Here is a 10,524-nt window from a genome sequence, read left to right on the forward strand (position 1 = left end):
CGTAGCCCGGATGAAATCCGGGAAGGGCAAAAGCCACTGCACAAGCTCCTGCCCAACAGAAACCTTGGCGCCAAGACTAGCCCCGTCAGCCGGCCGAGCACAATCGCCGCGCAAGGGGATGAGCCGCATGGATGCGGCGAAAGGCGTAAAGGGCCAGGGATGGCCCTTGTACGCCGGCCCTTGGAGCGGTGATGGAGCGAGGGCAGTCGAGCGTAGCGAGACCCGGATGTCGGGGTGCCCTTCTTTTTGGTTACTTTTTCTTGGGCAAGCAAGAAAAAGTGACGCGCCCGAGGGGGCGCAACCCAAGCGCAAGGCTGACTCAATACTCAACCTCACACTGGTCTTGCTCCTAACAATGCTGGCCCCCAGCGCCTTTGCCTTTGACCTGGACCAACTGAGCGCCCAGCTAGCCAAGCCCGCCGTGGTCCGCGGCCCGCTGATCCAGGAAAAGCACCTGCGCGCCCTACCCCAACCCCTGACCAGCCGCGGCCAGTTCGTGTTGAGCAGCGAACTGGGCCTGCTCTGGCAGCTGCAAAGCCCGCTGAAGCAGGACTACCGCATCGACGCAAAGGGCATCGCCAAACGCAGCCCCGACGGCTGGCAAATGCAACCGGGCCAGGATGTCGCCGCCCAACAGAGCCGCCTGTTCCTCGCCGTACTCAAGGGCGACCACAGCGGCCTGGCCCGCGACTTCGCCCTGCAACTAAGCGGCAGCAGCGACGCCTGGCAACTAACGCTGACCCCGCATTCGCGACTGCTGAAACAGATATTCAGCCGCATCCAGATCGAAGGCGCAGGCCTGGTGCAACGTATCGAACTGCACGAAACCCAGGGCGACCGCACCGTGCTGCGCCTGCCCGCCAGCCAGGCGGGTGACGCCCTGAGTGAGCAGGAGCGCCGCGCCTTTGCTCAGTGAACGCCTGCTGCCACGCGGCTTTCTAGTCCTGCTAGCAGCCCTGCTGTGCCTCGCCGCCTGGCAGTGGCGCCAGGGCCCGCCGGTGGCCGCGGATATGCTCGCGCTGCTGCCCGCAGGCAGCGGCGATGTCCTGGTGCAGCAGGCCGAAAAGCGCATGCAGGAGCCGTTGAACCGCGAGCTGTTGCTGTTGATCGGCCACCCCCGGCGCGAGCAGGCCATCGCCCTGGTGCAACAGATAGGCACGCAGTGGCGCAACTCCGGGCGCTTCGCCCATGTGCAGTGGAGCTTCGACAGCGACCTGGATGCACTGCGCCAGCAACTGCGCAGCAACCGCCTGGCCCTGCTGCCGGCGGCCGATCGGCAGTTGCTGATCGAGCAGCCGAGCCTACTGATCGAGCAGCGCGCCGCCCAGCTGTTCGATACCTTTGCCGGCTTCAGCCTGCTGCCGCCCGAGCAGGACTGGCTCGGCCTCGGCGCCCGCGCCCAGCAGGCGCTCAATCCCGGCAGCCGAATCCAGGCCGACCTGGGCAGCGGCGCGTTATTGCTGGAAGACCAGGGCATAACCTGGGCCATGCTGCGCGCCAACGCCCGTGGCAGCGCCTTCGATATGCAGGAGCCGCCGCTAATAGCCGCGCAGGTCGCCAGCACCCGCGCCCAGATCGATGCCGCAGGCGGCCAATTACTGGCAGCCGGTGGCGTGCTGTATGCCGCGGCCGGCCAGGCCAAGGCCACTCGCGAAGTCAGCTGGATCGGTGGTGGCGCCACCCTCGGCACCCTGTTGTTGCTGTTGTTGGCCTTCCGCCGCGCGCGGGTGCTGCTCAGCCTGCTGCCCATAGGCGTCGCCCTGCTGGCCGGCTGCACGGCCTGCGTGCTGGTGTTCGGCCAGATCAACGCGCTGACCCTGGTGCTCGGCGCCAGCCTGATCGGGGTGGCCGCCGATTACCCGCAACACTACTTAAGTAAAAGCTGGAGCAACAGCTGGGGCCCAGACGGCTGGCGCAGCTGGAGCGCCCTGCGCGCCACCCTGCCGGGCCTGTCCCTGAGCCTGGGCACCAACCTGGTCGGCTATCTGGCGCTGGCCTTCACCCCGTTCCCGGCGCTGACCCAGGTCGCGCTGTTCTCCGCCGCCGGCTTGGTCGGCGCTTACCTCTGCTCGGTGTGCCTGCTGCCGGCCTGGCTCAGCGGCCTGCGCCTAAGCCCGCCGCCCAGCCTGCTCGGCTTCAGCGCACGCCTGCTGGGCTGGCGCGCGCGCCTACTGGGCAAAGTCGGCAGCGCGCCGCTGCTCGGCCTGCTGTTGCTGTTCAGCGCCGGCGGCCTGTGGCAGCTGCACACGCAGAACGACCTGCGCCAATGGCTGGGCCAGGAGCCAGAGCTGTTGAGCGAGGCCAAGCGCATCGCCGAGCTGACCGGACAGCAACCCACCAGCCAGTTCTTCCTGGTACGTGCCAGCGACGAGCAGCAACTGCTAGAGCGCCAGGCCGAACTCAGCCAACGCCTGGATCAGGCTGTGGCCGCCGGCCAGCTGCGCGGCTACCGCGCCCTCAGCCAACTGGTGGCGGCCGACAGCCAGCTGCAACCGCTGCGCGTCGCCCTGCGGCAACTGCCGCAGCACTGGCAGCCGCTGCTGGACCTGGGCATCCCGCCGGCGGCCCTGCAGGTGGAACTCGATAAGCTCGGCCGCGACCCACAGCCGAGCCTAGAACAGGCCCTGGCCAGCCCTCTGGGTGAAGCCTGGCGGCCGCTCTGGCTGGGCCCGATTGATAGCGGAGTGGCCGGTTTGGTCAGCCTGCAGGGGCTGAGCGACAGCGCCCAACTCAAGACCCTCGCCGAGGGTCTGCCGGGGGTGCAACTGGTCGATCGCATCGGCGAGCTAAATGCGCTGTTCGGCGCCACCCAGCTTAGCGCCGCGCAACTGAAACTCGTCTCCAGCGTGGCGATCCTCTTGTTGCTGTGCCTGCCGTTCGGCCTCGGCGGCGCCCTGCGGGTGGTCTGCCTGCCGCTGCTGGCCGCCCTGGCGGCCTTGGCCTGTCTCGGCTGGCTGGGCCAGCCGCTGACCCTGTTCAGCCTGTTCGGCCTGCTGCTGATCACCGCCATCGGAGTCGATTACGCCATCCTGATGCGCGAGAATATCGGCGGGCCGGCGGTCAGCCTGCTCGGCACCCTGCTCTCGGCACTGACCAGCTGGCTGTCGTTCGGCCTGCTGCTGGTCAGCGACACCCCGGCCATCGCCAATTTCGGCCTGGCCATCAGCCTGGGCCTGATGTTCTGCTTTCTGCTGGCGCCCTGGGCCGGCACGCAGCGAATGGCAACGGCGCCAACCGGTAAGGGAATACAGTTATGAGTGTTATCGGGTTCTGGCTGCTGGCCCTGGCGATCTACGCCCTGGTCACCCTGATCGGCGGGCGCCGGCTGATCCCCATAGTCGGCCAGTTGCTGGTCGCCAGCCTGGCGATTCCGCTGCTGCTGTTGTTCGGGGTCGAGCCGCACTGGCAGCTCACGGCCCAGGACCTACTCGCCCCCGCCTGGCTGAATATGGCTTACGGCCTGTGCTTTGCCCTGCTGCTGGGCTATATCCTCAGCGACGTGATCGATCTGGAGGTGAATGCCGCCTGCCTGAAGATCGCCCTGCCGAGCTTCCTGCTGCCGCTGCTGGCCGGCCTGGCCTGCGCCGTCTGGCTGCTGCCCGGCGCGCGCAGTTGGCTGAGCGCGGTGGGCATCGGCCTGCTGTTCTCGATCACGGCTATCCCGGTGCTCTACCTGTTCCTGCAGAGCATCGGCTACCCGACGGAGGCGACCAAGCGCCTGCTGCACGCGGCCATCCTGATGGACTTTATGTGCTGGAGCCTGTTCGGCCTGGCCCAGGGCAGCAGCAATCCGGCCGCCCTGCTCTGGCCGCTGCTGGCCGCCGGCCTGCCGCTGCTGCTGCGCCTGCTGCAGCTGCGCCAGCCGCTGCTCTACAGCCTGCCGTTCTTCGCCCTGATGCTGCTGTTCCAGCAGCTCAAACTCAACGCCCTGGTGTTCGGCATCGCCTATATGCTGTGCCTGGCCTGGCTGCGCCAGCCGTTCCGCCTGCCGCTGCCCGCGCGCCAGTGGAAGCTGCTGCTGAATGGCCTGGCGGTGCCGCTGATCCTCACCTGCGGCGTGCTGCGGGTGGATTTCCACGGCGTCGGCGCGCACTACTCCTGGCTCTACCTCGGCGCCCTGCTGGCGCTGCCGGTGCTGAGCAAGGTGCTCGGCAGCTGGCTGGGCCTGCACTGGGCCGACCCGCAGGCGTCGGCGCGGATCAAGTGGCAGGAAAGCCTGTTCCTGAATATCCGCGGGCTGACCGAGATCGTCTTCCTCAACCTGCTCCTGCAACTGCAGCTGATCGATGCCCTGGTGTATTTCAGCCTGCTGCTGATGAGCCTGTTTTCCACGCTGCTGCCGGCCCTGCTCGGCAAGCGCCCCTCCATCACCGCCAATAACGAGGCCAGAAGCCGTTATGAAATCCCTTGAAGTCGAGCAACGTCAGGTCGTAGTCATAGGCGCCGGCCCGTCCGGGGCGATCGCCAGCGCGCTGCTCAAGCGTAACGGCCACGACGTGCTGGTGCTGGAGCGCCAGCGCTTCCCGCGCTTCTCCATCGGCGAGAGCCTGCTGTCGCACTGCCTGGACTTCGTCGAGGAAGCCGGGATGCTCGAGGCGGTGCAGGCGGCGGGGTTCCAGACCAAGCACGGTGCGGCCTTCGCCTGGGGCGAGCGCTACAGCGAATTCGACTTCCGCGACAAGTTTACCGCCGGGCAAGGCTCGACCTTCCAGGTGCAGCGCGCGCACTTCGACCAGGTGCTGGCCGACGAAGCCGCGCGCCAGGGCGTGGACGTGCGCTACGAGGAAGAAATCGTCGCCGCCGACTTCTCCAGCGACTGCCCGCGCCTGACCGTCAAACGCCTGGCCGACGGCCATGAGTACCAGGTGGAATGCGCCTTCGTCCTCGACGGCAGCGGCTACGGCCGGGTGCTGCCGCGCCTGCTCGACCTCGACCTGCCGTCCGACTTCCCGGTGCGCCAGGCGGTGTTCACCCATATCGAGGACCGCATCATTGACCCGGCCTTCGACCGTGAGAAGATCCTCGTCACCACCCACCCCGAGATGCGCGACCTGTGGTTCTGGACCATCCCGTTCAGCAACGGCCGCTGCTCGCTGGGCGTGGTCGCCGATGCCACCCGCTTTGCCGGGCGCCCTGAAGATCTGGATGCCTGCCTGAAGCAATTTGTCGCGGAAACACCCTCGCTGTCCCGCGTGCTGCAGAACGCGGTGTGGGACACTCCGGCGCGCGCCCTCGGCGGTTATGCGGCCAACGTCAAGGCGCTGCACGGCCCGGGCTTCGCCCTGCTGGGCAACGCCGCCGAGTTCCTCGACCCGGTGTTCAGCTCCGGAGTGACCATCGCCATGCGCTCGGCGAGCATGGCCGCCGGCCTGCTGCACCGTCAGCTGGGCGGCGAAGCGGTGGACTGGGAAAACGAGTTCGCCATCCCGCTGAAACGCGGCGTAGATACCTTCCGCGCCTATGTCGAGGGCTGGTACGACGGCAGCTTCCAGGACGTGATCTTCTTCGAGAAGTCCCAGCCGGAAATCCGCCGGATGATCTGCTCGATCCTCGCCGGCTACGCCTGGGATCAGCAGAACCCCTATGTCGCCGAACCCAAGCGGCGCCTGCGCGTACTCGCCGAACTCTGCGCCCAAGGCTAAGCGATGAAGCGTCTGCTGCTCACCAGCCTGTGTCTGCTGCTCGCCGCCTGCGCCGCGCGCACGCCGCTGCCTGCCGCGCTGCCCCCGCTCGCCGCGGCGCTGCCGCTGGCCCTGCAGGTACAGCGCGAACAGGCCGGCAACCAGCAGACCTGGTGGCTGGTGCTGCAGGATGAGCAGGGCGCCCTGCGCGCCTCGCTATTCGACCCCCTGGGCGTACCCCTGGCGCGCCAGCTGTTGCAGGCCGGGCAATGGCAGGACGATGGCCTGCTGCCGCCGAATGCCGAGGCCCGCGAACTCTTTAGCGCCCTGTTATTTGCCCTGACGCCAGCGGCCGCATTGCCCGAGCATTATCCCGACGGGCACTGGCGCAACCTGACCGGCGGGCAGCGATGGCTTAACCCGGGCTGGCGAATCGGTTACCGTGCGCCCCTGGATTTCACCCTGCACAGCGCGCCCGACCTGCATTACCGGGTCAGCCAGCTGCCCGACGACAAGGCTCCCTGATGGCCAGTTACCTGAATGCCCTGGGCCTCAACTGCGCCCTCGGCCAAGGCAAGCACGCGGTGGCGGCGGCGCTGTTTGCCGGCGACGCCAGCGGCATGCGCGCGCAAACCGGCTGGGTCGCCGAACGTACCCTGACCGTCGGCGCGGTGCCCGGCAGCCTGCCGCAACTGCCGGCGGAGCTGAGCCATGCCTCCAGCCGCAATAACCAGCTGCTGCTGGCAGCCGCCCTGGAGATAGAGGACGAGATTCGCGCCGCCATCGCCCAGTTCGGCGCGGATCGCATCGCCGTGGTCCTCGGCACCAGCACCTCGGGCATCGAGGAAGCCAGCCAGAGCATCGCCCAGTACCTCAACCAGGGCAGCCTGCCGCCGCACTATGACTACGCCCAGCAGGAACTGGCCGCGCCGGCCAACTTCCTCAGCGCCTGGCTGGGCCTGAGCGGGCCGAGCTACTGCATCTCCACCGCCTGCACCTCCAGTGCGCGGGCGCTGCTCAGCGCCCAGCGCCTGCTGCAACTGGGAGTCTGCGATGCGGTGCTGTGCGGGGGGGTGGACAGCCTCTGCCACCTGACCCTGAACGGCTTTTCGGCGCTGGAAGCGGTGTCCGCCGAGCGCTGCAATCCGTTCTCGGTCAATCGCCATGGCATCAATATCGGCGAAGGCGCGGCGCTCTTTCTTATGACCAAAGAGCCGATGACTAGAGAGCCGATGAGCAGGGACAGCGCAGCCGTTCCCATCGCCCTGCTCGGCGGCGGCGCCAGCTCCGACGCCCACCATATTTCCGCGCCGCAACCCGAGGGCCTCGGTGCGCAGACCGCCATGCGCAAGGCGTTGGCCGCCGCCGGCATCAGCGCCAGCCAGATCGACTATCTCAATCTGCACGGCACCGCCACCACCCATAACGACGCCATGGAAAGCCTGGCGGTGCAGGCGATCTTCCCGCAAGGCGTGGCCTGCTCCTCGAGCAAACCCCTGACCGGTCACTGTCTAGGCGCCGCCGGTGCCCTGGAAGCGGCCTTCTGCTGGCTAAGCCTGAGCCCGTACAACCCGGACCAGCTGCTGCCGCCGCACCTGTGGGACGGCCAGGCCGACCCGGCGCTGCCCAGCTTGAACCTGCTACAGCCAGGAACCCACCTACGCGGCGGTAGCCCGCGCCGGCTAATGAGCAATTCCTTTGCCTTTGGCGGCAACAATATCAGCCTGCTTTTGGGTGAGGAGCTGGGTGAAGAGCTGAGCGCAGAGCCCGGTGAAAAGCCGGGTGACATGCAGACTGAAGCACCTGGAGACGCAGCATGACCCCCTGGCCTATCGCCGAACTGATTCCCCATGCCGGCGACATGATTCTGATCGATAAGGTCCTGCGCTTTGCCGACGAGGACATCGAGACCCAACTCTGCGTGCGCCCCGGCGGCCTGTTCAACCAGGCCGATGGCAGCCTGCCGGCCTGGGTCGGCATCGAGTTGATGGCGCAGAGCGTGGCCGCCTATGCCGGCTGCCAGGCCCGCCAGGCCGGCGCGCCGGTGGAACTGGGCTTTCTGCTGGGCACGCGTAATTTCCAGTGCAATGTCGAGCGCTTTCCGGCCGGCAGCACGCTGCACATCAAGGCCCTGCGCTCGCTGCAGGACGACAACGGCATGGGCGTGTTCGAGTGCCAGCTTTCTGGCCCTGGCATCGAAGCCTTCGCCCGCCTCAACGTATTCCGCCCGCCCCAGGTGGCCAGCTATCTTCAGGAAGATTTTCAGGAACCCCAGTCATGAGCGAAAGCATTCTGGTCACCGGCTCCAACCGCGGCCCTATAGTCCGCGCCAGCGTGGCGCGCCATTCGCCGCAAGATGGAGGAAGGGCCCATGACTGAAAGCATTCTGGTCACAGGTTCTAGCCGCGGCATAGGCCGGGCCATCGCCCTGCGTCTGGCCCGCGCCGGCTTCGATATAGTGCTGCACTGCCGTTCGCGGCGCATTGATGCCGAGGCGGTGCAGGCGCAGATCGAGGCGCTGGGCCAGCAGGCGCGCATCCTGCAGTTCGATGTGTCCGAGCGCGCCGCCTGCCGCGAGGCCCTGGAGGCCGATATCGAACAGCACGGCGCGTATTACGGGGTTGTGTGTAATGCAGGGTTGACCCGCGACGGCGCCTTTCCGGCGCTGAGCGAGGAGGATTGGGACCTGGTGCTGCGCACCAATCTGGATGGTTTCTACAATGTCCTGCACCCGCTGACGATGCCGATGATCCGCCGCCGCAAGCCGGGACGCATCGTCTGCATCACCTCGGTGTCCGGGCTGATCGGCAACCGCGGCCAGGTCAATTACAGCGCCTCCAAGGCCGGAATTATCGGCGCGGCCAAGGCCCTGGCGATCGAACTGGGCAAGCGCAAGATCACGGTCAATTGCGTGGCACCGGGGCTGATCGATACCGAGATACTCGATGAGCAGGTGCCGGTGGAGGAAATCCTCAAGATGGTCCCGGCGGCGCGCATGGGCACCCCGGAAGAAGTGGCCGGGGCGGTGAATTTTCTGATGTCCGAGGAGGCGGCCTACATTACCCGCCAGGTCCTCGCGGTGAACGGTGGGTTGTGCTGATGAACGGATGCAAACGGGTTGTGGTCACCGGCATGGCCGGCGTGACCTCGCTGGGCAGCGACTGGCCGACGATCGAAGCGAACTTTAAAGCCGGCAAGAGCGGCATTCGCTATATGCACGAGTGGGATAGATTCAGCGAGCTGAATACCCGCCTGGGCGGCCCGGTGGATGACTTCGCCACTCCTGCGCATTGGACGCGCAAGCAGACCCGCAGCATGGGCCGGGTGGCCAAGCTGGCGGTGTATGCCGCCGAGCGCGCCCTGGAGCATGCCGGCCTGCTCGGCGACCCGCGCATTCAGGACGGCCGCATGGGCGTAGCCTGTGGCTCGTCCACCGGCAGCACCGACGAGATCAAGGCGTTCGGCAATATGCTGCTGAATTCCGTCGCCGACGGCCTCAACGCCAACTCCTATATCCGCATGATGCCGCACACCACCGCGGCCAATATCAGCATCTTCTTCGGCCTTAAGGGGCGCCTGATTCCCACCTCCAGCGCCTGCACCAGCGGCAGCCAGGGCATCGGCTACGCCTATGAGGCGATCAAGTTCGGCCGCCTGCCGATGATGCTGGCCGGCGGCGCCGAAGAGCTGTGCCCGACCGAGGCCATGGTGTTCGACGCGCTGTACGCCACCAGCCTGAAAAACGACGCCCCGCACAGCTCGCCGCGCCCCTACGACAGCGGCCGCGACGGCCTGGTGATAGGCGAAGGCGCCGGCATGCTGGTGCTGGAAGAGCTGGAACATGCGCAGGCAAGAGGCGCCACCATCTATGCCGAGATAGTCGGCTTCGGCTGCAACTCCGACGGCCAGCACGCCACCAAGCCGGTGCAGGCGACCATGCGCGGGGCGATGCAGCTGGCCCTGCAGGATGCCGGGCTGACGCCCGCCGCCATCGGCTATGTCAACGGCCACGGCACCGCCACCGACCAGGGCGATGTGGCGGAAAGCCTGGCCACCAGCGAGCTGTTCGGCACGCAGATGCCGATCAGCTCGCAGAAGAGCTTTCTCGGCCACACCCTGGGCGCCTGCGGCGCGCTGGAGTCCTGGTTCAGCATCGAGATGATGAACGCGGACAGCTATGTGCCGACGCTCAATCTGGAAAATATCGACCCGGCCTGCGGCGAGCTGGACTACCTGCGCGGCGAGTTCCGCAGCATGAGCCATCAGCATGTGATGAATAACAATTTCGCCTTCGGCGGGGTCAATACCTCGCTGATATTCCGCCGCTGGAACTAAGAGGCTGGATTACACTTGCAGCGGCATCAGCCACCCCGCCAATCTCATAGCAAGGAGCAACCTATGAACGCCAAATCCTGGGCCCTCGCAGTGTTTTGTCTGAGTCTGCTGCCGGCAGTCAGCCAGGCTCGTGACACCGCCCATTTCCTGCCCTTCGAGGCCGCCGTGCAGGAGGCCACCAATGCCGGGCGCCTGGATGGCAGCGTGAAGTTCTACCTGGCCGGCACCAAGCCTGCGGGCAACGTCAGCCTGATCAAATCCGGCGTGACCACCAGCCAGAAGACCAACGCCTTCAACAAGAGCGATGAGGGTGCCTGCAGTTGGGCGCTACAATCGGCCCTGATCCGCTTGCAGAACGCGGCAAAAGCCGCCGGCGCCAATACCGTGGTCGAGATTGCCAGCAACTACAAGAATGTCGAATACAAGGACAGCCAGAAGTACGAATGCCACGCCGGCGCGCTGATGGCGGGTGTGGCCCTCAAGGGAAACCTGGCCAATGTCAAATAAGCACCTGGCCCTCGCCCTGCTGGCCGCACTCGGCCTAGGTGCCGGCCAGCGCGGCCAGCAA

General features: G+C 66.7%; 9 protein-coding genes and 1 pseudogene. All 10 read left to right on the forward strand.

The genetic code is table 11. The features are described 5' to 3' along the window. Positions 1 to 355: 355 nt before the first annotated feature. Positions 356 to 916, forward strand: coding sequence for an outer membrane lipoprotein carrier protein LolA (locus tag Q8Q83_RS19690; protein ID WP_305625822.1), 561 nt, complete (start codon positions 356 to 358; stop codon positions 914 to 916). Then, entirely contained in the window at positions 906 to 3,257 is a 2,352-nt protein-coding gene (locus Q8Q83_RS19695) for an MMPL family transporter (protein ID WP_305625823.1), read from the forward strand. The genes Q8Q83_RS19690 and Q8Q83_RS19695 overlap by 11 nt, the downstream gene beginning before the upstream one ends. Beyond that, the gene (locus tag Q8Q83_RS19700) at positions 3,254 to 4,411 is read left to right on the forward strand and encodes a sodium:proton antiporter (protein WP_305625824.1); all 1,158 of its coding nucleotides are present in this window, start codon (positions 3,254 to 3,256) and stop codon (positions 4,409 to 4,411) included. Before Q8Q83_RS19695 ends, Q8Q83_RS19700 begins: the two co-directional genes overlap by 4 nt. After that, entirely contained in the window at positions 4,398 to 5,642 is a 1,245-nt protein-coding gene (locus Q8Q83_RS19705) for an NAD(P)/FAD-dependent oxidoreductase (protein WP_305625825.1), read from the forward strand. The genes Q8Q83_RS19700 and Q8Q83_RS19705 overlap by 14 nt, the downstream gene beginning before the upstream one ends. Positions 5,643 to 5,645: 3 nt before the next feature. Continuing rightward, positions 5,646 to 6,146 carry a hypothetical protein gene (locus Q8Q83_RS19710; RefSeq protein WP_305625826.1) on the forward strand — a complete coding sequence of 167 codons (501 nt, stop codon included), beginning with the start codon at positions 5,646 to 5,648 and terminating at the stop codon, positions 6,144 to 6,146. After that, positions 6,146 to 7,360: pseudogene (locus Q8Q83_RS19715) on the forward strand (beta-ketoacyl-[acyl-carrier-protein] synthase family protein); the annotation flags it as partial. The gene Q8Q83_RS19710 and the pseudogene Q8Q83_RS19715, both read left to right, overlap by 1 nt. A 77-nt stretch (positions 7,361 to 7,437) precedes the next feature. Next, complete coding sequence (locus Q8Q83_RS19720) at positions 7,438 to 7,902, forward strand: hotdog family protein (protein ID WP_305625827.1); 465 nt, start codon at positions 7,438 to 7,440, stop codon at positions 7,900 to 7,902. 90 nt (positions 7,903 to 7,992) lie between these two features. Further along, positions 7,993 to 8,721, forward strand: coding sequence for a 3-oxoacyl-ACP reductase FabG (gene fabG / locus Q8Q83_RS19725; RefSeq protein ID WP_305625828.1), 729 nt, complete (start codon positions 7,993 to 7,995; stop codon positions 8,719 to 8,721). After that, entirely contained in the window at positions 8,721 to 9,956 is a 1,236-nt protein-coding gene (locus Q8Q83_RS19730) for a beta-ketoacyl-ACP synthase (protein WP_305625829.1), read from the forward strand. Before fabG ends, Q8Q83_RS19730 begins: the two co-directional genes overlap by 1 nt. A gap of 63 nt (positions 9,957 to 10,019) precedes the next feature. After that, the gene (locus Q8Q83_RS19735) at positions 10,020 to 10,463 is read left to right on the forward strand and encodes an excinuclease (protein ID WP_305625830.1); all 444 of its coding nucleotides are present in this window, start codon (positions 10,020 to 10,022) and stop codon (positions 10,461 to 10,463) included. Positions 10,464 to 10,524 lie beyond the last annotated feature (61 nt).

Origin of the sequence: Pseudomonas sp., assembly GCF_030696055.1 — a bacterium.
Classification (GTDB): Bacteria; Pseudomonadota; Gammaproteobacteria; order Pseudomonadales; family Pseudomonadaceae; genus Aquipseudomonas.